Source organism: Streptomyces sp. TRM49041 (assembly GCF_008271805.1).
In the GTDB taxonomy this organism is placed as follows: domain Bacteria; phylum Actinomycetota; class Actinomycetes; order Streptomycetales; family Streptomycetaceae; genus Streptomyces.
Map to the genome: position 1 here is coordinate 173341 of NZ_VSRY01000173.1, position 21268 is coordinate 194608.

General features: G+C 70.8%; 18 protein-coding genes and 1 pseudogene. 13 read left to right on the forward strand and 6 right to left on the reverse strand.

Annotated features, from left to right (window positions below; translation table 11 throughout):
* Positions 1 to 130 precede the first annotated feature (130 nt).
* Positions 131 to 859 carry a L,D-transpeptidase family protein gene (locus FVS66_RS33615; RefSeq protein ID WP_316248245.1) on the reverse strand — a complete coding sequence of 243 codons (729 nt, stop codon included), beginning with the start codon at positions 857 to 859 and terminating at the stop codon, positions 131 to 133.
* Positions 860 to 1280: 421 nt separating this feature from the next.
* Here FVS66_RS33615 and FVS66_RS33620 point away from each other — a divergent pair, with 421 nt between their 5' ends.
* The 4 genes and pseudogenes from FVS66_RS33620 to FVS66_RS33630 all read left to right on the forward strand — a co-directional run bounded on the left by FVS66_RS33620 (position 1281) and on the right by FVS66_RS33630 (position 5535).
* The gene (locus FVS66_RS33620) at positions 1281 to 2861 is read left to right on the forward strand and encodes a methylmalonyl-CoA mutase family protein (protein WP_149185022.1); all 1581 of its coding nucleotides are present in this window, start codon (positions 1281 to 1283) and stop codon (positions 2859 to 2861) included.
* 49 nt (positions 2862 to 2910) lie between these two features.
* On the forward strand, positions 2911 to 3735 hold the full coding sequence (locus FVS66_RS33625; RefSeq protein ID WP_149185023.1) for a MerR family transcriptional regulator: 825 nt from the start codon (positions 2911 to 2913) through the stop codon (positions 3733 to 3735).
* A 131-nt stretch (positions 3736 to 3866) separates the two neighbouring features.
* Positions 3867 to 4119 (forward strand): annotated as a pseudogene (locus FVS66_RS36430) (hypothetical protein); the annotation flags it as partial.
* A 192-nt stretch (positions 4120 to 4311) separates the two neighbouring features.
* Complete coding sequence (locus FVS66_RS33630) at positions 4312 to 5535, forward strand: M20 family metallopeptidase (protein ID WP_149185191.1); 1224 nt, start codon at positions 4312 to 4314, stop codon at positions 5533 to 5535.
* A gap of 102 nt (positions 5536 to 5637) precedes the next feature.
* Here FVS66_RS33630 and FVS66_RS33635 read toward each other — a convergent pair whose 3' ends face one another.
* Positions 5638 to 6870 carry a dipeptidyl aminopeptidase gene (locus FVS66_RS33635; RefSeq protein WP_149185024.1) on the reverse strand — a complete coding sequence of 411 codons (1233 nt, stop codon included), beginning with the start codon at positions 6868 to 6870 and terminating at the stop codon, positions 5638 to 5640.
* 527 nt (positions 6871 to 7397) lie between these two features.
* Here FVS66_RS33635 and FVS66_RS33640 point away from each other — a divergent pair.
* The 7 genes from FVS66_RS33640 (at position 7398) to FVS66_RS33670 (ending at position 14904) form a co-directional block, all read left to right on the forward strand.
* Positions 7398 to 8447, forward strand: a complete 1050-nt coding sequence (locus tag FVS66_RS33640; protein WP_149185025.1) for a BMP family ABC transporter substrate-binding protein — start codon at positions 7398 to 7400, stop codon at positions 8445 to 8447.
* 220 nt (positions 8448 to 8667) lie between these two features.
* Complete coding sequence (locus FVS66_RS33645) at positions 8668 to 10233, forward strand: ABC transporter ATP-binding protein (protein ID WP_149185026.1); 1566 nt, start codon at positions 8668 to 8670, stop codon at positions 10231 to 10233.
* Positions 10230 to 11339, forward strand: a complete 1110-nt coding sequence (locus tag FVS66_RS33650; protein WP_149185027.1) for an ABC transporter permease — start codon at positions 10230 to 10232, stop codon at positions 11337 to 11339. Before FVS66_RS33645 ends, FVS66_RS33650 begins: the two co-directional genes overlap by 4 nt.
* Positions 11336 to 12616 carry an ABC transporter permease gene (locus FVS66_RS33655; RefSeq protein ID WP_149185028.1) on the forward strand — a complete coding sequence of 427 codons (1281 nt, stop codon included), beginning with the start codon at positions 11336 to 11338 and terminating at the stop codon, positions 12614 to 12616. The genes FVS66_RS33650 and FVS66_RS33655 overlap by 4 nt, the downstream gene beginning before the upstream one ends.
* Before the next feature lie 65 nt (positions 12617 to 12681).
* On the forward strand, positions 12682 to 13023 hold the full coding sequence (locus FVS66_RS33660) for a cytidine deaminase (RefSeq protein ID WP_399226883.1): 342 nt from the start codon (positions 12682 to 12684) through the stop codon (positions 13021 to 13023).
* A 131-nt stretch (positions 13024 to 13154) separates the two neighbouring features.
* Entirely contained in the window at positions 13155 to 14435 is a 1281-nt protein-coding gene (locus FVS66_RS33665) for a thymidine phosphorylase (protein ID WP_149185030.1), read from the forward strand.
* Between the two features lie 91 nt (positions 14436 to 14526).
* Positions 14527 to 14904, forward strand: coding sequence for an STAS domain-containing protein (locus FVS66_RS33670; RefSeq protein ID WP_149185031.1), 378 nt, complete (start codon positions 14527 to 14529; stop codon positions 14902 to 14904).
* Here FVS66_RS33670 and FVS66_RS33675 read toward each other — a convergent pair.
* From FVS66_RS33675 to FVS66_RS33685, 3 genes are all read right to left on the reverse strand, one after another.
* Positions 14837 to 15814, reverse strand: a complete 978-nt coding sequence (locus tag FVS66_RS33675) for a sigma-70 family RNA polymerase sigma factor (protein WP_149185032.1) — start codon at positions 15812 to 15814, stop codon at positions 14837 to 14839. The genes FVS66_RS33670 and FVS66_RS33675 overlap by 68 nt on opposite strands.
* Before the next feature lie 81 nt (positions 15815 to 15895).
* Entirely contained in the window at positions 15896 to 16606 is a 711-nt protein-coding gene (locus tag FVS66_RS33680) for a L,D-transpeptidase family protein (RefSeq protein ID WP_149185033.1), read from the reverse strand.
* Between the two features lie 78 nt (positions 16607 to 16684).
* Positions 16685 to 17989, reverse strand: a complete 1305-nt coding sequence (locus FVS66_RS33685; RefSeq protein ID WP_149185034.1) for an MFS transporter — start codon at positions 17987 to 17989, stop codon at positions 16685 to 16687.
* 63 nt (positions 17990 to 18052) lie between these two features.
* Between FVS66_RS33685 and FVS66_RS33690 the strand changes: the two genes are divergently transcribed.
* A complete protein-coding gene (locus FVS66_RS33690; RefSeq protein ID WP_149185035.1) occupies positions 18053 to 19015 on the forward strand; it encodes a LysR family transcriptional regulator in 963 nt (320 codons plus the stop codon).
* 15 nt (positions 19016 to 19030) lie between these two features.
* On the opposite strand, the gene FVS66_RS33695 is transcribed toward FVS66_RS33690, so the two are convergent.
* The gene (locus FVS66_RS33695; RefSeq protein WP_149185036.1) at positions 19031 to 19807 is read right to left on the reverse strand and encodes an alpha/beta hydrolase; all 777 of its coding nucleotides are present in this window, start codon (positions 19805 to 19807) and stop codon (positions 19031 to 19033) included.
* A gap of 213 nt (positions 19808 to 20020) precedes the next feature.
* On the opposite strand from FVS66_RS33695, the gene FVS66_RS33700 reads away from it, so the two are divergent.
* The gene (locus tag FVS66_RS33700; RefSeq protein WP_149185037.1) at positions 20021 to 21175 is read left to right on the forward strand and encodes an adenosine deaminase; all 1155 of its coding nucleotides are present in this window, start codon (positions 20021 to 20023) and stop codon (positions 21173 to 21175) included.
* Positions 21176 to 21268 lie beyond the last annotated feature (93 nt).

The following is a 21268-nucleotide window of genomic DNA, read 5'->3' on the forward strand; positions in this document are numbered from 1 at the left end:
GAGCCGACTGGTCATCGGCGGCGCAGAGAGCCGGGGTTCCCCCCGTACCTACGGCTCAGCGCACATGGCGCGGGCGGGACACGTTCCCCCGGTCCCGCCCGCGCCCTCTCTCCTCACCCGAGTGCCGTCGTCACCAGTGGACGACGACCTTGTCCCCCACGCGCACCTGGTCGAAGACCTTCGCCAGCCGGCCCTTGTCCCGGACGTTCACGCAGCCGTGCGAGGCCCCGTTGTAGCCGCGGGCCGCGAAGTCCGCCGAGTAGTGCACCGCCTGGCCGCGGCTGAAGAACATCGAGTACGGCATCTCGGTGTCGTAGAGCGTCGACGTCCACTCCCGCTCCTTGCGGTCCACCTTGAAGGTGCCCTCACGGGTCGGCGTGTTCTCCGAGCCGAAGCGGACGTCCATCGCCGAGATCACCTTGCCGTCGACCATCCAGGCGAGGGTCCGGCTCTCCTTGCTGATGCAGAGCACCCGGCCCGTCATACAGCGTGGGTCCGGCGCGTCCAGTTCGTTGGTCGTCTGGGGCCTCAGCTCGTTCGCGGTCGGCTTCCGCGTCATCGCGACCAGCCTCTGCCAGGTCGCCTCGTCGACCGAGCCCGTCACCGGCAGCTCCCGCTTCTTCTGGAAGCCCGAGACCGCGTCGGCGGTGATGGAGCCGTAGAAGCCGGTGGGGCTGCGGTGGAAGTAGCCGATCTGGCGCAGCCGCGCCTGGAGCTCCCGCACCTGCTCGCTCTCCGCGCCCTTCGCCATCAGCGCCTTCCCGGCCGCCGGCGCCGAGGCGGACGGCTTGCCGTCGTCGCCGCTCGGCGCGGCGGACGAGGACGGAGAGGAAGGCGAGGGCGCCGAAGGCGAGGACACCGATGGTGAAGGCGACGCCGAAGACGGCATTGAGGCCGCGGAAGGTATGGACGAAGGTACGGGGGAAAGGCTGGACGGGGCAGTGGAAGGCGAACCCGCGGGACCGGCCGCCCCCACGGCCTGGGCGGTGCAGCCCGTGGCCAGGGCGACCGCTGCCGCTGCCAGCAGTCCTCTGCGTATGAAGGTCGTGCTGCGGTTCACGTCGGCCCCCCCGGAGTTCGGATCGTCTGTACGTAGGGATACTTCCCGCCCCGCACTGGTTGCGTGCCCCCGGGGTGGTTGTGACGATGCTGTGACGCAGCTCCGGGGAAGGCTGTGAGCAAGGTCCCAGCGTGCGGCCCTCCACCCGCCGCACGCCCGCCGCTACAGTCCGTCGCGAGGATCGATACCTGCTAGTAGGTCTATCGGGAAGGCACAGCACATGGCGCGCGAGTCGGAGTCGGGACTGCCCATCGAGCCGGTGTACGGGCCGGACGCCCTGTCCGGCTGGGACCCCGGCGAGAGGCTGGGCGAGCCCGGCTCGTATCCCTTCACCCGAGGCGTCTACCCGACGATGTACACGGGCCGTCCGTGGACCATGCGGCAGTACGCCGGCTTCGGCACCGCCGTGGAGTCCAACGCCCGCTACAAGCAGCTGATCGCCAACGGCACCATGGGCCTCTCGGTCGCCTTCGACCTTCCCACGCAGATGGGCCACGACTCCGACGCGCCCATCGCGCACGGCGAGGTGGGCAAGGTCGGCGTGGCGATCGACTCGATCGACGACATGCGGGTGCTGTTCGGCGGGATCCCGCTGGACAAGGTGTCCACGTCGATGACGATCAACGCGCCCGCGTCCCTCCTGCTGCTCCTCTACCAACTCGTCGCCGAGGAGCAGGGCGTCAGCGCCGACAAGCTGACCGGCACGATCCAGAACGACGTGCTGAAGGAGTACATCGCCCGCGGCACGTACATCTTCCCGCCGAAGCCGTCCCTCCGGCTGATCGCGGACATCTTCAAGTACTGCAAGGCCGAGATCCCGAAGTGGAACACGATCTCCATCTCCGGCTACCACATGGCGGAGGCGGGCGCGTCACCCGCGCAGGAGATCGCGTTCACGCTCGCGGACGGCATCGAGTACGTCCGCACCGCGGTCGCGGCCGGCATGGACGTGGACGACTTCGCGCCCCGCCTGTCCTTCTTCTTCGTCTCCCGCACGACGATCCTGGAGGAGGTCGCGAAGTTCCGGGCGGCCCGTCGCATCTGGGCGCGGGTGATGCGCGACGAGTTCGGCGCGAAGAACCCGAAGTCGTGGATGCTGCGCTTCCACACCCAGACGGCCGGCGTCCAGCTCACCGCCCAGCAGCCGGAGGTCAACCTGGTCCGCGTCGCCGTCCAGGGTCTGGCGGCGGTGCTCGGCGGCACGCAGTCGCTGCACACCAACTCCTTCGACGAGGCCATCGCGCTCCCCACGGACAAGAGCGCCCGCCTGGCTCTCCGAACGCAGCAGGTCCTCGCGTACGAGACGGACGTGACGGCCACGGTGGACCCGTTCGCGGGCTCGTACGTCATCGAGAAGATGACCGACGAGGTCGAGGCGGCCGCCCTGGAGCTGATGACGAAGGTCGAGGACCTCGGCGGCGCCGTCAACGCCATCGAGCACGGCTTCCAGAAGAACGAGATCGAGCGCAGCGCGTACCGGATCGCCCAGGAGACGGACTCCGGCGAGCGCGTCGTCGTGGGCGTCAACCGCTTCCAGCTCGACGAGGAGGAGCCGTACGAGCCGCTCCGCGTCGACCCGGCCATCGAGGCCCAGCAGGCAGAACGCCTCGCCAAGCTCCGCGCCGAGCGCGACCAGGCGGTGGTCGACGCGGCCCTGGCCGAGCTGAAGAAGGCAGCGGAGGGCACGGACAACGTCCTGTACCCCATGAAGGACGCACTCAAGGCCCGCGCCACGGTCGGCGAGGTCTGCGACGCCCTGCGGGAGGTCTGGGGGACGTACGTCCCGACGGACGCGTTCTGAGGGGCCGCTTGACCCTGACACCGTGTGAGGCCGTGTCGTAGGAGTCGTCATGTTCACCATCGGAGACTTCGCCCGGCACGGCCGCGTGTCCGTCCGCATGCTGCGTCACTACGACGCCGTCGGGCTGCTGCGCCCCGCCCACGTCGACCCGCACAGCGGTTACCGGTTCTACGAGGCCGGGCAACTGGCCCGGCTGAACCGGGTCATCGCGCTCAAGGACCTCGGTTTCACGCTCGAGCAGGTACGGGTGATCGTGGACGACGAGGTCGGCGCCGACGAGCTGCGCGGAATGCTGCGGCTGCGGCGGGCCGAGCTGCGGGCCGCGGTGGCCGAGGCGACGGCCAGGCTGGGGCAGGTCGCGGCGAGGCTCCGGGCCATCGAGAGCGAGGGACACATGTCCACGCAGGACGTCGTCGTCAAGAGCGTTCCCGCCGTACGGCTCGCCGAGCTGAGCGGCATCGCCAGGAGTTACGGGCCCGCCGATATCGGGCCCGTCATCACGCCCCTCTACGAGGAGCTGTGCGCCCGGCTGTCCGCGGCCGGGGTCACCGGCTTCGGCCCGGGCATCGCGTACTACGAGGACGCCCCGGCCGGCGACGGCTCGATCGTCGTCCACGCCGGGATGGCCGTCCCGGCCGACGCGACCGCCCAGGACGTCGACTTCGTCGACCTGCCCGCCGTAGAGCACGCGGCCACCGTGATCCACCGCGGCCCGATGGACGACGTCCTCCCGACCGCGCAGACCCTGGCCGCCTGGATCGACGCCCACGGCTACCGGTCCACCGGGTACGCGCGCGAGCTCTACCTGGAGTGCCCGGACGACCGGACGAAGTGGGTGACCGAGCTCCAGGAGCCGGTGGCCGGCACGCCGTAGAGTTCCTTCGGCTCCGCCGGTAGCCCTCGCGGGCTCGCCCTGGCCCCGGTCACCGCGCCCGGGCCGCCGCCTGGCGCCCGGGCGGCACGTCAGCGAGATCTGCGCCCCCTGCCGGTCGAGGCGCGACCGTCACCGGCCTGGAGGTCGTCCGCCCGGAGCTGCCGCTGGAGCTGCCGCTGGAGCTGATCGCCCGGCCGCGGCCCGACCGGCCGTACGGTGCTCAGCCTCCCCTCCACCGTCGCGCTGACGCTCCCGCCCGCGCCGACAGGCACGGGCGGGAGCGTCAGCGCGCGCGAGAGCGCACCGCCCCGGGCACGTGGGTTTCCGGCGGCGGTGACGGAGACGGCACGGTCGGCACACGGGCTGTCGCTTACCAGAGCGTAAACGAGTGTTAACTCGCGCGTGGCCGCCGTCGTCGTAAGATCGACACAAGCCCCAAATCGCGTGAGCTTACCCACTTCGGCCCCGACTCAAGCCAGCTCAGCATGGTTTCTTTACCCTATCGGGCTGAAGTTTTGTAGATCACACGTCAGTTGAGGGGCAAAGACGCCTACCCTTTGATGGGTGAACAAGTTGATGTCCCGCGACCCCGAAGCCGACGTTCCCGGCGAAACGCCCCTCCTCGGTACGCTGCCGGAGTCCCTCCGTACCGAGCTGATCGCCTTCCGCCGGGATTTGCACATGCACCCCGAGCTCGGCAACCAGGAGTTTCGCACCACCGCCGCGATCAAGGCCCGGCTCGAGGCCGCCGGTCTCCGCCCCCGGCTCCTGCCCGGCGGCACCGGCCTCACCTGCGACATCGGCACATGGGACGGCCACCGCCCCATGCTCGCGATCCGCGCGGACATCGACGCCCTGCCGATCCCGGACACCAAGGTCGACTGCGCCTACCGCTCCACCGTCCCGGACCGCGCCCACGCCTGCGGCCACGACGTCCACACCACCACGGTCCTCGGCGCCGCCCTGGTCCTGGCCGACCTCCACCGCCAGGGCCTGCTGCCCCGCCCCGTCCGGCTGCTGTTCCAGCCCGCGGAGGAGGTTCTGCCGGGCGGCGCCGTCGACGCGGTCGAGGCGGGCGTCCTGAACGGCGTAGGCAAGATCATCGCGGTCCACTGCGACCCGCGCGTCGACGCCGGCCGCATCGGGCTGCGCGTCGGCCCCATCACCTCGGCCTGCGACCGCCTGGAGGTCACCCTCGACGGCCCCGGCGGCCACACGGCGCGTCCGCACCTGACGACGGACATGGTCACGGCGGCCGCCCGGGTGGCCACGGACGTCCCGGCCCTCCTCGCCCGCCGTATCGACGCCCGGGCCGGCCTGGTCCTCACCTGGGGACGCATCGAGGCCGGCCACGCCCCGAACGTCATCCCGCAGCACGCCGAGCTCGGCGGCACCGTCCGCTGCCTCGACCTGGAGGCGTGGCGCGACGCCCCGGACCAGGTGTACGCGGCGATCGACGAGGTCGCGACCCTGCACGGCGCCAAGTCCCAGATCAACTATGTGCGCGGCGTCCCGCCGGTCGTGAACGACGCGGTCGTCGCCGAGCTCCTCCGCGAGGCCATGACGCGGCGCTGCGGCCCGTACGCCATCGAGGACACCGAGCAGTCCCTCGGCGGCGAGGACTTCTCCTGGTACCTGGAGCACGTGCCCGGCGCCATGGCCCGCCTCGGCGTCCGCCGCCCCGGCGATCCGGCCCGCCACGACCTGCACCGCGGCGACTTCGACGTGGACGAGGCCGCCATCAAGGTGGGCGTCGAACTCTTCACCGCCACCGCCCTCATCGACGCGGGCACCCCGTAACCGTCCCCGCCGACGCACGACGCCCCAGGAGCCACCGGCCCGGGGCGTCGCTGTGCGCGTCACCGCAGATGAGCCGACGGCGGCAGTTGCTGCGGTGGCCGATTACTGATCCGGTTCCCGGCGCGCCGCCACCTCCCCGCCGGTTTCCAGGCGCGCGTCGGTCCAGTCGAAGACTCGCTGCTCGAACACAGCACGGCCCAGCGGCTCGCAGTGCAGGTCGGCGCCCTCGGCCTCGGTGAACCGCACCAGTTCCTTGGGGCCGGGCAGGGCCTCGTACAGCTGCCGTGACTGCCCCGGCCAGAAGCTCTCCCCTTCGGGATCCGTGATCAGCAGCGGGGTGGTGATCCGTTCCACGACCGGGTCGAGGGTGTACTTCCCGATCTCGGTGAACAAGTCGAAGGGGGACTCGATCCCGTACGGCTTCGACCGCCACGCCCACACCGCGGCGTGCTCCGGCTCCTTGACCGCTTCCCGCATGAAAGCGTCGAACGTCTCACGCTCCCCTGATTCCCAGAGCGCGCGCATCTCGGCGGGCATGTGCTGCCACCACGAGGTCGAGACGTCCATGATGCCCGGATCGGCCACCGCGACGGCGATCCGGTGCTCGAAGGCGAGTGCCCTGGGCACCCAGTAGCCGGCCTGGCTGATGCCGATCAGTGCGATCCGCGTCCCGTCCACGTCCTCGCGGCCGAGGAGGAAGTCCACGACGGGCGTGATGACCTTCTCCCAGTCGTGGCGGAACGGGACGCCGTGCTGGAAGAGCGTCGACTGCTGGCCGGGTCCGTCGAACAGCAGGGCCCGGTAACCGCGGGCCACCGCACCCGCGCCGATCAGCGCCCAGACCGCGGTGAGCGGGCCGTCGCTGCCGTTGTTCACGATCACTGTGGGCAGGGGTCCGCCGGCGTCTGGCGGGCTGAACAGGTATCCGGGAAGCGAGCCGCCCTCGTACGGGATGGCGACCGGTTCGGCGGGCGGATCGCATGCGGCGGCGAAGTGTTCGAAGCAGTCCCGGTGCTCCCGGAAGACCAGACCCGACCGCCCGGGGTCCGCGGTGCCGTCGATGCTGATGAGCGCTGTGGCGAGGTAGGCGGCCGCCCGCAGGAACGCCTCCCGCGCGCTTACCTGCCGCCCCTGCCCGTAGGACCGGTCGGCCTGGTCACGTACCCGGCGGCCCAGCTCGGTCCAGGTCGTGAACCAGCTTTCCGCGTCGCCGTCCACGATGCGTTCTGCGGCCGCCAGCACCTCGCCGGGGTCCGCGGCCTGGCGGTATGCCGACCCGAGCGCGAGCAGCGTCTCGTAGTTGAACTGCTCATGCTCGAAGAACCGGTACTTCACGGCGGCTCCAGACACAATCCCGGCCGGCGTCCACCCCACCTCGTAGTCCAGCGTAGGAGGCCGTAAGGGAGGGTGCAGCTCGGGCAACGCGGCACACCTGTGCGTGCCGCCGTCCTCGTTGGCCCCGACGTCGGCCCCTGTGAGTGGCCTCCGACGAACGATCCCCTCCCGCTGGGGCGCCACGCGGCGCCGACCCGCCGCCGTGACAGGGCCCGTTCGGTGGGGTGATCCCGCGCACAGCGCCCGTCCCCACGTGGCTCAAAATGCATACCCTCAGCCGGTCCGTGGGTACCGTTGAGCCACCCGGCGCACCCCCCGGCGTGCCGGGTCGCCGCAGGCCAGGGAACGGGTCAGAGTGGTGCACCTGCTACCAGTCGCGGGCGACAGGCACGCGACGGCCGTGCGGCCTGTTCGCGACGAATCGATAACGGCTTCCGTACGGGGCTTTATCTGACATCTACGCGCGTTACGATCGCGGCGAAACCAGCGCCGGAAGAGGCGCTTCGGTCAGGTCGAAGGAGCCCCCCTTGCGCCGGATCACCAGGATCGCCACCGCGGGCATCGCGTCCGCGGCGCTCGCGCTCAGCGTCACCGCCTGTGGCGGCGACAACAAGTCGGACGCCGGTTCCGACTCGAACGAGGACAAGGCCGCCATCGCGTACGACATCGGTGGCCGCGGCGACCAGTCGTTCAACGATGCCGCCTTCGCCGGCCTTGACAAGGCCGTCAAGGACTTCGGCATCAAGGGTACGGAGGCCGAGCCCAGCGAGGGTGAGGGTGACCCGGACAAGGTCCAGCGCCTCACCTCCCTCGCCCGCGCCGGCAACAACCCGGTCATCGGTGTCGGCTTCGCGTACGCCCCCGCCATCGCCGAGGTCGCGCCGAAGTTCCCGGACACCACGTTCGGTCTGATCGACGACACGTCGAAGACCGGCAAGAACATCGCCAACCTGGTCTTCAACGAGGAGCAGGGCTCCTACCTGGCCGGCGTCGCCGCCGCCAAGGTGACCAAGTCCAACACCGTCGGCTTCATCGGCGGCGTCGAGACCCCCCTCATCAAGAAGTTCGAGGCGGGCTTCGTCCAGGGCGTCAAGGACACCAACAAGAACGTCAACGTCAAGGTCCAGTACCTGACGCAGCCGCCGGACTTCGGTGGCTTCTCCAAGCCCGACCTGGGCAAGGCCGCCGCTCAGGGCCAGATCGACGCGGGCGCCGACGTGATCTACGCCGCCGCCGGTCTCGCCGGCTCCGGCTCGATCGAGGCCGCCGCCAAGGCCGACAAGTGGGCCATCGGCGTCGACTCGGACCAGTACAACCAGGCCGGACTCGCCGCGTACAAGGACTCCATTCTCACCTCGGTGACGAAGAACGTGTCCGGCGCCGTCTACAACCTGATCAAGTCGGTCCAGGACGGCAAGCCGCAGAGCGGTGAGGTCCGCTACGGCCTGCAGGACGACGGCGTGGGCCTGGCCCTCTCCAACCCGGCCTTCACGGAGATGACCGATGTCATCGCCGCGGTCGACCAGGCCAAGGCCGACATCATCGCCGGCAAGATCGACGTCAAGACCGCCCCGTAACGCAGCCACGGGCCAGGCCCCGCGGGGTCCGGGCGGACGGTTACCCACCGCCGCCCGGACCCCCGGTCAGGTCCTGGCCATGGCTTTCTGGCATTCGGGATCGCTACGCGCGTAGAACCCTCTCCGGCGCGATAACTTCGGCCCCACCGAGCCTCACCGTGCCCAGCGTGCCCGCCCGTCCTCTGCTTCTCCGCTCCTTTCTCGCCAAGGAGAGTGCGTTATCAACGCGTCCAGCCCCCCCGCCGTAGAACTGCGCGGGATCACCAAGCGCTTCCCCGGCGTCGTGGCCAACCACGACATCCACCTGACCGTCCAGAAGGGCACCGTCCACGCCCTCATCGGTGAGAACGGTGCCGGCAAGTCGACCCTGATGAAGATCCTCTACGGCATGCAGAAGCCGGACGAGGGCACCATCACCGTCGACGGCGACGAGGTCTCGTTCCACAGCCCGGCCGACGCCATCGCGGTCGGCATCGGCATGGTCCACCAGCACTTCATGCTCGCCGACAACCTCACCGTCCTGGAGAACGTGGTCCTCGGCAGCGAGAAGCTGTACGGCATCGGCTCCCGCGCCCGCGACAAGATCAAGGAGATCTCCGACGCGTACGGGCTGAACATCCGCCCGGACGTGCTCGTCGAGCACCTCGGTGTCGCCGACCGCCAGCGTGTGGAGATCCTCAAGGTCCTCTACCGCGGCGCCCGCACCCTCATCCTCGACGAGCCGACCGCGGTGCTCGTCCCGCAGGAGGTCGACGCGCTCTTCGACAACCTCCGCGAGCTCAAGGCCGAGGGCCTCACCGTCATCTTCATCTCCCACAAGCTGGGCGAGGTGCTCTCCGTCGCCGACGAGATCACCGTCATCCGGCGCGGTACGACGGTGGGCACCGCCGACCCGAGGACGACCACGACCAAGCAGCTCGCCGAGCTGATGGTGGGCGCCGAGCTGCCCTCGCCCGAGACCCGCGAGTCGACGGTCACGGACGTCCCGATGCTGGAGGTCGAGAACCTCCGGCTGACCGCCGTCGACCCCGACGGCGTCGTCCGCGAGGTGCTGGGCGGCATCGGCTTCACCATCCACAAGGGCGAGGTCATGGGCATCGCCGGTGTGGAGGGCAACGGCCAGACGGAGCTGATCGACGCCCTGATCGGCATGCGCGACCCGGACGGCGGCGTCATCACCCTCGACGGCGCCGACATCTCCCACGCCCCCACGCGCAAGCGCCGCGAGAGCGGCATCGGCTACATCCCCGAGGACCGCCACCGCCACGGCTTGCTCCTGGAGTCCCCGCTCTGGGAGAACCGCATCCTCGGCCATGTCACCGAGCCCCCGAACAGCAGGCGCGGCCTCCTCGACCCCAAGGCCGCCCGCCAGGACACCGAGCGCATCGTCCGCGAGTACGACGTCCGCACCCCCGGCATCGAGGTCACCGCTGCCTCTCTCTCCGGCGGCAACCAGCAGAAGCTGATCGTCGGCCGTGAGATGAGCCACCAGCCCAAGCTGCTCATCGCCGCCCACCCCACCCGTGGTGTGGACGTCGGCGCGCAGGCGCAGATCTGGGACCAGATCCGGGAGGCCCGGCGCGAGGGCCTCGCGGTGCTGCTGATCTCCGCCGACCTGGACGAGCTGATCGGGCTCTCCGACACCCTGCGGGTCATGTACCGCGGCCGCCTGGTCGCGGACGCCGACCCGGCGACGATCACCCCCGAGGAGCTGGGCTCGGCCATGACCGGTGCCGCCGCCGGCCACCTTGAGCACCACGAGAACGCGGACGGTGAGGACCGATGAAGAAGTTCGACAAGGAGAAGGTGCTGCTCGGCCTGGCGGGCCCCGCGCTCGCCCTGGCCGTGGCCTTCGTCCTCACCTCGATCGTGCTGCTCGCGTCGGGCCGTGACCCGATCAGGCCGTACGCCCTGATGATGGAGACCGTCGAGTTCCCCGACGTCCAGGTCCTGATCATCAACCAGACCGGCACCTACTATCTGGCAGCCCTGGCCGTCGCCGTCGGCTTCCGGATGAACCTGTTCAACATCGGCGTCGACGGCCAGTACCGCCTCGCCGCGATGCTCGCCGCCGTCGTCGGCGCCTCCGTCGAGCTGCCCGGGCCGCTGCACATCCTGCTGATCGTGATCGTGGCCGTACTCGTCGGTGGCTTCTGGGCCGGTATCGCGGGCTTCCTCAAGACCACCCGGGGTGTCAGCGAGGTCGTCTCCACGATCATGCTGAACGCCATCGCGACCAGCCTGATCGCCTGGATGATCCTGCCCGCCAATCTCGGTGTGCAGCTGCCGGGCTCCAACGACCTCACCACCGGCGAGATCGCCGAGTCGGCCTGGATGACCGGCCTGTCGGTCGAGGGCGGCAACATCTACGGCTTCACCTTCGTCGCCTTCGCCCTCGGTGTCGTCTACTGGTTCGTCCTCAACCGCACCCGCTTCGGCTTCGATCTGCGCGCCACCGGCGCCAGCGCCTCCGCCGCCCAGGCGAGCGGTGTGGACGCCAAGCGGATGACCCTCACGGCCATGCTGATCTCCGGCGGTGTCGCCGGTCTGACCAGTCTGCCGCTGCTGCTCGGCCAGACCCACACATACAGCTTCAGCTTCCCCGCGGGCGTGGGCTTCACCGGCATCACCATCGCGCTGCTCGGCCGCAACAGCCCGGTCGGCATCTTCTTCGCCGCACTGCTGATCTCGTTCCTGGAGAAGGCGTCCGGCTCGGTGATCGCGCAGGACTTCGAGAAGGAGATCGCCACGATCATGCAGGGCCTCATCGTGATCTCGGTGGTCGTCTCGTACGAGGTCGTCCGGCAGTACGGCCTCCGACGGCAGCAGCAGAAGGTGGGCGAGGAGCTCGCCGCCCAGGCCCGCAAGAACAAGGAGAACGTGGCGGCATGAGCGACATCGAGTCCACGAGCACGGTGACCGCCGCGGCGACGACCGCCCCGGCGAAGGGCGGTGGCCACCGCAAGCTGACCCTGCCCGTCATCCTGCTGATCATCGCGGCCGGACTGGCCCTGTTCTCGCTGGTCCGGATGATCAGCGGTGCCGACGACCTGACCTCCACCGGCCAGGTGTCCGGCGCGCTCCAGCTCGCCGTGCCCATCGGTCTCGCCGGTCTCGGCGGCCTGTGGGCCGAGCGGGCCGGCGTCATCAACATCGGCCTCGAAGGCATGATGATCCTCGGCACCTGGTTCGGTGCCTGGGCGGGCTACCAGTGGGGCCCCTGGACCGGTGTCGCGATCGGCATCGTCGGCGGCGTGCTCGGCGGCCTGCTGCACGCGGTCATGACCGTCACGTTCAACGTCAACCACATCGTCTCCGGTGTGGCCCTGAACATCCTGGCCGTCGGCGCCACCCAGTACCTGTCGAACTTCACCTTCGCCGAGGCCCCGGGCGGCTCCTCCAAGCAGTCCCCGCGCATCGAACCCATCTACCGCATCACCGTCCCGGGCCTGTCGGACTGGCTCGCCGACCTCCAGGCCAAGGGCTGGTTCTTCATCTCGGACCTGGCCGGCGTACTCGGCGGTCTGGTCACCAACCTGTCGCTGCTCACGGTCGTCGCGCTGCTGCTGGTCCCCGCCACCTGGTGGATCCTGTGGCGCACCGGCTTCGGCCTGCGGCTGCGCTCCTGCGGTGAGAACCCGGTCGCCGCCGAGTCCCTCGGCGTCAACGTCTACAAGTACAAGTACATCGCGGTCCTCGTCTCCGGCGGCCTCGCCGGCCTCGGCGGCGCGTTCCTCGCGATCGTGTCCACCGGCATCTACCAGGAGGGCCAGACCGGCGGCCGCGGCTACATCGGCCTCGCCGCGATGATCTTCGGTAACTGGATGCCGGGCGGCATGGCGCTGGGCGCCGGGCTCTTCGGCTTCACCGACAGCCTCAAGCTGCGCGGCGGCGCCGAGAACGTGCACGCGATGCTGCTTCTGCTGGCGATCCTGCTGGTGCTGGCGCTGGTCTGGATGCTGTACAAGAAGAAGTACACGGCCGCAGTGGTCTCCGCGGTCTTCGCCGCGGTGCTCTTCGTCTGGTACTTCGCCACCGAGGCCCTGCCCAGCCAGTTCGTCGACGCCGCGCCGTATGTCACCACCCTGCTGGTCCTCGCCCTGTCCGCGCAGCGACTACGGATGCCCAAGGCGAACGGCATGCTGTACAGGAAGGGCCAAGGAAAGTGACGCCGGCCCAGGAGCAGGCCCCGCCGTTCGACTGGGAGGCCCTGCACGCCGCCGCCCGGGACGCCATGTCCCGCGCGTACGCGCCGTACTCGGGTTTCCCGGTCGGGGCCGCGGCCCTGGTGGACGACGGCCGCACGGTCACCGGCTGCAATGTGGAGAACGCCTCGTACGGAATCGGACTGTGCGCCGAGTGCGGTCTGGTCTCCCAGCTCCAGGTCACGGGCGGCGGCAGGCTCACGCACTTCGTGTGTGTGGACGGCCGCGGCGAGACGCTCGTGCCCTGCGGGCGGTGCCGGCAGTTGCTGTTCGAGTTCGGCGGCGGCGAGCTGCTGGTGGACACCCCTCAGGGCGTCCGCACGCTGGACGAGATGCTGCCGCAGGCGTTCGGCCCGAAGCACCTCTCCTAGACAGGCGCGGCCCTTCCTCGTCCCCCGGAGGAAGGGCCGCGCCGCCGCTTACCATCTCTATGCGCGTAGACGTCTGCCCGCCCGCCCCCGGTGCACCCCCGCTGCACCCCGCTGGAAGGAACACTGAGCCCATGGACGCGATTTCCGTCATCCGCACGAAGCGGGACCGGGGTGAGCTGACCCCCGAGCAGATCGACTGGGTCATCGACGCGTATACGCGCGGCGAGGTCGCCGACGAGCAGATGTCCGCCCTGGCGATGGCGATCCTGCTGAACGGCATGAACCGGGCCGAGATCGCCCGCTGGACCGCCGCGATGATCGCCTCGGGTGAGCGCATGGACTTCTCCTCGCTCTCCCGCCCGACCGCCGACAAGCACTCCACCGGCGGCGTCGGCGACAAGATCACGCTGCCGCTCGCCCCGCTGGTCGCCGCGTGCGGCGCCGCCGTGCCTCAGCTGAGCGGCCGCGGCCTGGGCCACACCGGCGGCACGCTCGACAAGCTGGAGTCCATCCCCGGCTGGCGGGCGCTGCTCTCCAACGAGGAGATGCTGCATGTCCTCGACACCACCGGCGCCGTCATCTGCGCGGCGGGCGACGGCCTGGCTCCGGCCGACAAGAAGCTGTACGCGCTGCGCGATGTCACCGGCACGGTCGAGGCGATCCCGCTGATCGCCTCCTCGATCATGTCGAAGAAGATCGCCGAGGGCACCGGCTCGCTCGTCCTGGACGTGAAGGTCGGCTCCGGCGCCTTCATGAAGAACATCGACGACGCCCGCGAGCTGGCCTCCACCATGGTGGGTCTGGGCACCGACCACGGCGTGAAGACGGTCGCCCTGCTCACCGACATGTCCACCCCGCTGGGCCTCACGGCCGGCAACGCCCTGGAGGTCCGCGAGTCCGTCGAGGTCCTCGCGGGCGGCGGCCCGGCCGATGTCGTTGAGCTGACCGTCGCCCTGGCCCGCGAGATGCTCGACGCGGCGGGCGTCAAGGACGCCGATCCGGCGAAGGCCCTCGCCGACGGCTCCGCCATGGACGTCTGGCGCCGCATGATCGCCGCACAGGGCGGCGACCCGGACGCCACCCTTCCGGTCGCCCGCGAGCAGCACGTGGTGACGGCCCCGGAGTCGGGCGTCCTGACCCGTCTCGACGCGTACGGCGTCGGTGTCGCCGCCTGGCGCCTCGGTGCGGGCCGGGCGCGCAAGGAGGACCCGGTGCAGGCCGGCGCGGGCATCGAACTGCACGCCAAGCCGGGCGACACGGTCACGGCCGGCCAGCCGCTGCTGACCCTCCACACGGACACCCCGGAGAAGTTCGACTACGCGCTGAAGTCCCTGGACGGCTCCTGGGACATCGCTCCGGCGGGCAGCACCGACTTCACGCCCGCGCCGATCGTCCTGGACCGCATCGCGTAACCGGACAGGCGGCGGCACCAGCAGCGGCACCGGCAGGACCCCCGTCCCGCCCCGGCGATGAGTTCCGGGCGTGGCGGGGGTCCTGAGTCATGTGGATGACACGGATCCGATCGTTCTGCGCATCGTCGGGCTGATCGAGCCCGCCGATGTGCCCCGCCTGTGCGCCGAGCTGACCGCCCTGATCGCGGACGCCGGCGGCGGCGGGCCCGGTATCGGCGTGCCCGGCGGCAGGCCGACGGTCGTCGACGTCGGCGGGCTTGTACGCCCCGGCCTGGCCGCCGTCGACGGCCTCGCCCGGCTGCACCTCACCGCGCGGCGCCTCGGCCACCCGCTGACCGTCCGGAACGCGGCACCCGGCCTGCGGAGTCTCCTCACCCTGGTCGGGCTGGCGGACCAGCTGCTCAGACCTCCAGACGGTCCGGGAGGTCGAACAGCGGGAACCAGCGCTTCACGTCCAGGAACGACGTGATCCCGGAGACCTTGCCGTCCACTATCTCGATGACCATGAGCGCCCACGGGCTGAACCCGCCCTCCGGGTCCGGGTGGTAGTGGGCGAACGCCGGCGTGCCGTTCGCGACCGTCGCGACCAGACGGGAGCCCCGGCACACCTCGCCGACGCCCAGCATCCAGCCCACTATGTCGTCGTGGCCGCGCAGCCACAGGTCGTAGGGCGGCATCGACAGCGTCGCGTCCTCGTGCAGCAGCGCGGTCAGCGCCGCCATGTCGTACGCCTCGAAGGCCGCCACGTACCGGTCGAGGAGGCCGCGCTGCTCCGCGTCCAGCGGGTCCGCCGCGTCCGTACGCGCCGGGTCGGAGGCGGCCAGCGTCGCGCGGGCCCGCTGCAGGGCGCTGTTCACCGACGCCACCGAGGTGTTCAGCAGCTCCGCCACCTCGCTCGCCTTCCAGGCCAGCACCTCGCGCAGGATCAGTACCGCCCGCTGTTTCGCCGGCAGGTGCTGGAGCGCCGCCACGAAGGCCAGCCGCACCGACTCCCGGGACAGCGCCGCCTCCGCCGGGTCGGCGGCCTGCGGCAGCACCCGCCCGTCGGGCACCGGCTCCAGCCAGGTGACCTCCGGGCGGGCGTTGAGCTGCGCCTGGGCGACCGGCGTCGACGCCGTCAGGTCCATGGGGCGGGCCCGCTTGTTGCCCGCGGTCAGCGCGTCCAGGCACACGTTCGTCGCGATCCGGTACAGCCACGACCGGAGAGACGAGCGGCCCTCGAACTTCTCGATGCCGCGCCAGGCGCGCACCATCGTGTCCTGCACGGCGTCCTCCGCCTCGAAGGCCGAGCCGAGCATCCGGTAGCAGTAACCGGTCAGCTCCGTCCGGTACTCCTCGAGCCGGGCTTCCAGATCTTCCGGTGCCGCCACATTCCCCATCGCGTCCACCCTCGTCGCGCTGCGCCTGCCGTCCCCGTGGAAGCTACCGGAGGGGACTGACAACGCGGGCCGGGTTCCGGGTCACGTCCCCGGCTTGCGCCCGTGGACGTGCACGTCGTCGCCGTTCCTCAGCAGCTTCCAGTATGCCTTCGCGTCGGTGGGGCGCATGTTCACACAGCCCCCGGAACCAGGCGGGTCGTACATGGACTTGGTGGTCGCGTGGAACGCCTGCCCGCCGTCGAAGAACTGCGAGTAGGGCATCCACACCTTGTAGATCGTCGACCAGTGCTTGATGTTCCGGTGGTAGATCTTCTTCGCTCCCGTACGGGTCTCCGCGCCGTCCCGGCCCGTGCGCACCGGCACCGGCCCGTAGACCAGCTTCGACCCGTCCTGGATCCAGCTGAGCTGTCTCGTCAGATCCACACACGCGACACGGCCCTTGTCGACCGGGCACCTGCCCGCCTTGTTCGGCGTCTTCCCGGCGGCCCGCTGCCGCAGGATCGTGTTCATCGTGCGCCATGTGATCGGCCCGGCGTACCCGGCCGTCGGTGTGATGCCGTGCGCCCCCTGGAAGCTCCGGATCGCCTCGCAGTCGGCCGTCGACTGCCTGCCGTCCACCGGCCTGCCCAGGAACCTCTCCGCCTGCTTCTGGTACGGGCCGGTCCGCGCCGTGCAGGCCGTGGCCGCCTGCGCGGGCACCGCGCCCACGGTGAGCGTCAGCGGTACGACCAGCCCCGCCACGCCGAGCGCGACCCCGCCGCGCCGCCGCCATGCCTCGCCCCTGGCCCCCATACGCCACTCCCCCTCGCGTCCGGTGCGGTTGTCGTACCCGTAGGACGCTCGGGGGAGTCGTATGGCCACAGCCGAAAATCAGCGCGAACCGCCGGCGGCCGCGACCAGGACCCGCCGCCCCTCCCGTACGCGCCTCTCCTGCACCCGCCGCTCCGCCACGCGCGCGCTGTGCGTGCCGTACAGGGTGATCGAGACGACGCCGAGGACGGCGACCAGGCCCAGCAGAACCGTGCCCGACCAGCCGCCCGCGTGGTAGGCGACGGCGCCGAGCGTGCCGCCCACGCTGCTGCCCAGGTAGTACACCGACTGGTACAGCGCCGACGCCTGCGCCCGGCCGGTCCTGGCGGTCCGGCTCACGGACGACGAGGCGACGGCGTGGCCCGCGAAGAACCCGGCGGTGATGAGCACGAGCCCGGAGAGGACGGCGGCCAGGGACGTGGAGAGCGACAGCAGCAGCCCCGCCGCCGTCGTCGTCACGGCGAGATACAGCGCCCCGCGCCGCCCCATGCGGGCGACGAGCTTCCCGGCCGCGGCGGACGAGGCCGTACCCACCAGGTAGACGAGGAAGATCGACCCGACGACGCCCTGCGGCAGCGAGAACGGCGCTTCCACCAGCCGGTAGCCGATCACCGTGTACACCGCGCCGAACACCGTCATGAACAGCGCGCCGATCGCGTACAGCCGCAGCAGCAGCGGGTCCGACAGATGGGTCCGCACGGTCCGCGCCAGCTCCCGCGGGTCCAGCGACCCGGGAGTGAAGTGCCGCGCCTTCGGCAGCAGCAGCCGGTATGCCACGGCACACGCCACCGCCATCAGCCCGACGGCGGCGAGCCCGGCCCGCCAGCCCCACAGCTGCGAGGCCCAGCCGGTCACGATCCGCCCGCTCATGCCACCGATGCTGTTGCCCGCGACGAACAGTCCGATCGCCGCGATCAGCGCCTTCGGCCGCACCTCCTCCGCCAGGTACGCCATCGCCGACGCCGGCACCCCGGCCAGCGCCGCACCCTGCACGGCACGCAGCACGACCAGCCACTCCAGGCTGGGCGCGAACGGCACCAGCAGTCCCAGGACGACGGCCACGGCGAGGGAGCAGGTCATCAGGGCCCGCCGCCCGAAGCGCTCCGACAGCGCGCTGAGGGGCAGTACGCACAGCGCGAGCGCGCCGGTGGCCGCGGAGACGGTCCAGCTGGCGGCCGACGCGGTCACCGCGAAGTCGGCGGAGACGGCCGGGAGCAGGGCCTGGGTCGAGTAGAGGAGTGCGAAGGCGGCGACCCCGGCGGCGAAGAGGGCGAAGCTCATCCGGCGGTAGCCGGGACGTCCGGGGGCAAGGCGCGTGTCGGCGTCCACGGGTGTCGTGGACGCCTTGGTACTGGCGGGAGACATGTCTTGACCGTACGGACCGGAAAGTTCATGCGTCCAATGCACGGAACGGCTTTAATCGATCCCATGGTGCATGAGTACAGGTCACAGCCGTGGCTGTCACTGAACAGTAACGAAGACGAGATGGGCCTACTGCTCGCCCCACGCCTGGCGTACTTCGCGGCGGTGGCCCGGCACGAGCATGTGACGAGGGCCGCCCTGGAGACCGGTGTGCCGCAGTCGACCCTGTCGAGGGCGATGGCGCGCCTGGAGGAGGACCTGGGGGTGACGCTCTTCGCGAGAAAGGGCCGCACACTCTCCCTGACCCCCGCGGGACGGACGTTCCTGATCTCGGTGGAACGGGCCCTGGGCGAGGTCGAACGAGCGGCGGAGGCGGTACGGGCGGACGTCGACCCCACCGCCGGGCGGGTCGCGTTCGGCTTCCTCCACACCATGGGCTCGGAGACCGTACCGGGGCTGTTGCGGGCGTTCCGCGTGGACCACCCGAAGGTCCGCTTCACACTGGTCCAGAACTACGGCGAGGCCATGATCGAGCGGCTTCGCGCGGGCGAACTCGACCTGTGCCTGACGTCCCCGGTCCCCGACGCCCCCGACCTGGTGGCCCGCCGTCTGGACGAGCAGCGCCTGCGTCTCGTCGTCCCGGACGACCACCGGCTGGCCGCCCGCAGACGCATCCGCCTCGCGGAGGCGGCGGAGGAGGCGTTCGTGACCCTGGAACCGGGCTACGGCCTGCGCCGTATCACCGACGACCTGTGCGCCGAGGCGGGCTTCCGCCCCCGCATCGCCTTCGAGGGCGAGGAGGCGGAGACCCTCCGCGGCCTGGTCGCCGCGGGCCTGGGCGTCGCCCTCCTCCCCCCGCCGGCGGTGCCCCGCCCGGGCGTGGTGGAACTGACGGTCACGGCCCCCCGAGCGGCCCGCGAGATCGGCGTGGCCTGGCCGGCCGGCCGGCCGGACACACCCCCGGTGGCGGCCTTCAAGAAGTTCCTCCTGTCCCGCCGGGGCAAACTCCTCAGCGAGATGGAGCACTGACCCCGCTCACGCGGCTCACGGCCGCAGCGACCGCCCGAAGCCCGCCGCCAACGGCATCCGCAGCCCCAGCGGCGGCGGCGCCGCGAACGCGTCCGTCACCGGCCGCGAGCACGGCCGCCCGAAGACCGACCCCAGTACGAAATCCGCCGCCAGCGCGAGCACTTCGCCGTGGTGCTGGCGCAACGCGTGCCCGTCCGAGTGCACTTCGAACCGGCATGTCGACCGGTTCGCCTTCTTCGCCCGCACCGCCAGCCGGTACGACAGCTCCGGATGCGCGGCCACGTCCGTCGTGCCGTGCACGATCATGACCTGGCGCCCCGCCAGTTGCTTCACCGGCTCCGGCTCGGCCGCCATGTCGTCCTCCGGCAGCCAGGGCGCCAGCGCCAGTACGGACACCACCGCCGGGTGCCCCGCGGCCCGCAGCGCCGCCCGCGCGCCCATGCCGTGACCGGCCAGGCAGACCGGTACGTCGCCGTGCCGGCGTACCACCTCGGCGACCGCCCAATGCGCGTCCGCCGCGAGCCGGGCGTCGGGGCCGTTCCAGCCGCGCCCCCGGTACCGCACCACATGCGCGGCCAGCCCGTCACGCTGCCCCGCCCGTACGAGCCCGCGGGCCAGCGGCAGCAGCGCGGCGCGGGCCAACGGCGAGGCGCGGCGCGCCGACTCGGGTGCGCCGTCCGGCAGGAGCAGCACCACACCGCCGACCGCCGCGACGGCTCCGGAACCCCCGACGGCCCGCCCCAGGCGAGGCTCCCGGGCGCTGCCCGGACCTACGAGTGCGTGGTGTGCCATGGCAGAACAGTCTCAGAAGCGGAGGTGTACGCCACCCGTACGCATGGTCACTGTTGCGTATCGGGCGGGCACCCTCACACCGCCTCCACGACGACGCCCACGAGGCTCCATGTCGCCGTTACACCGCCCCCGGCACACCGCTCCCGGCACACGCCCCCGGCCGACTTGCGTCGCCACCGCGCTCTCTACGCGCGTAGGGGCTAGAGTTCGAAAATGACGAGCCAGAGCCTCATTCTTCCCACCGCGGACCAGATCCGCCGCGCCCCGAAGGTCCTGCTCCACGACCACCTCGACGGCGGCCTGCGCCCCGGTACGGTCATCGACCTCGCCCGGCAGCAGGGGTACGAAGCCCTTCCCGAGACCGAGCCGGACAAGCTCGCCCTGTGGTTCCGCGAAGCCGCCGACTCCGGGTCCCTGGAGCGCTACCTGGAGACCTTCGCGCACACCTGCGCCGTCATGCAGACCCGCGAGGCCCTCTTCCGCGTCGCCGCCGAGTGCGCCGAGGACCTCGCCGAGGACGGTGTCGTGTACGCGGAGGTGCGCTACGCCCCCGAGCAGCACCTGGAAGGCGGCCTCACCCTCGAAGAGGTCGTCGCGGCCGTCAACGAAGGCTTCCGCGAGGGCGAGCGGCGCGCCCGCGCGAGCGGTCACCGTATCCGTGTCGGCGCCCTGCTCACCGCGATGCGGCACGCCGCCCGCGCCCTGGAGATCGCCGAACTCGCCAACGCCCACCGCGACGTCGGCGTCGTCGGCTTCGACATCGCGGGCGCCGAGGCCGGCTTCCCGCCCACCCGGCACCTCGACGCCTTCGAGTACCTGAAGCGGGAGAACAACCACTTCACCATCCACGCCGGCGAGGCGTTCGGGCTGCCGTCCATCTGGCAGGCCCTCCAGTGGTGCGGCGCCGACCGCCTCGGCCACGGCGTCCGTATCATCGACGACATCCAGGTGGCCGACGACGGCACCGTCACCCTCGGCCGTCTCGCCGCGTACGTACGCGACAAGCGCATCCCGCTGGAGATGTGTCCGACGTCCAACCTCCAGACCGGCGCCGCGTCGTCCTACGCCGAGCACCCCATCGGGCTGCTCCGCCGCCTCCACTTCCGGACCACCGTGAACACCGACAACCGGCTGATGTCCGGCACCAGCATGAGCCGCGAATTCGAGCTGCTGACCGAGGCTTTCAGTTACACACTCGACGACATGCAGTGGTTCACGGTCAATGCGATGAAATCAGCATTCATTCCTTTCGATGAACGGCTGGCCATGATCAATGACGTGATCAAGCCCGGATATGCCGAGCTGAAGTCCGAATGGCTGTTCAGGCAGACTTCTGTGACCAGTGATTCCTCCTCGGAGTCGCGCTGATTTCACGGCATGCGCAGCGTGCCGGGAGCGGCCGGGCATTCCAAGGCCCGGCCGTTTTCGGTGTTTGCGGCACGCATCGCCCGCTGGCTAAGT

Coding starts and splice junctions, on each gene's coding strand:
- FVS66_RS33660 (WP_399226883.1), top strand. CDS start 12,682: ATGTCCCGCGCGTACGCGCCGTACTCGGGTTTCCCGGTCGGGGCCGCG.
- FVS66_RS33695 (WP_149185036.1), bottom strand. CDS start 19,807: ATGGCACACCACGCACTCGTAGGTCCGGGCAGCGCCCGGGAGCCTCGC.
- FVS66_RS33685 (WP_149185034.1), bottom strand. CDS start 17,989: ATGTCTCCCGCCAGTACCAAGGCGTCCACGACACCCGTGGACGCCGAC.
- FVS66_RS33680 (WP_149185033.1), bottom strand. CDS start 16,606: ATGGGGGCCAGGGGCGAGGCATGGCGGCGGCGCGGCGGGGTCGCGCTC.
- FVS66_RS33655 (WP_149185028.1), top strand. CDS start 11,336: ATGAGCGACATCGAGTCCACGAGCACGGTGACCGCCGCGGCGACGACC.
- FVS66_RS33700 (WP_149185037.1), top strand. CDS start 20,021: ATGACGAGCCAGAGCCTCATTCTTCCCACCGCGGACCAGATCCGCCGC.
- FVS66_RS33630 (WP_149185191.1), top strand. CDS start 4,312: ATGTCCCGCGACCCCGAAGCCGACGTTCCCGGCGAAACGCCCCTCCTC.
- FVS66_RS33665 (WP_149185030.1), top strand. CDS start 13,155: ATGGACGCGATTTCCGTCATCCGCACGAAGCGGGACCGGGGTGAGCTG.
- FVS66_RS33690 (WP_149185035.1), top strand. CDS start 18,053: ATGGTGCATGAGTACAGGTCACAGCCGTGGCTGTCACTGAACAGTAAC.
- FVS66_RS33620 (WP_149185022.1), top strand. CDS start 1,281: ATGGCGCGCGAGTCGGAGTCGGGACTGCCCATCGAGCCGGTGTACGGG.
- FVS66_RS33625 (WP_149185023.1), top strand. CDS start 2,911: ATGTTCACCATCGGAGACTTCGCCCGGCACGGCCGCGTGTCCGTCCGC.
- FVS66_RS33675 (WP_149185032.1), bottom strand. CDS start 15,814: ATGGGGAATGTGGCGGCACCGGAAGATCTGGAAGCCCGGCTCGAGGAG.
- FVS66_RS33650 (WP_149185027.1), top strand. CDS start 10,230: ATGAAGAAGTTCGACAAGGAGAAGGTGCTGCTCGGCCTGGCGGGCCCC.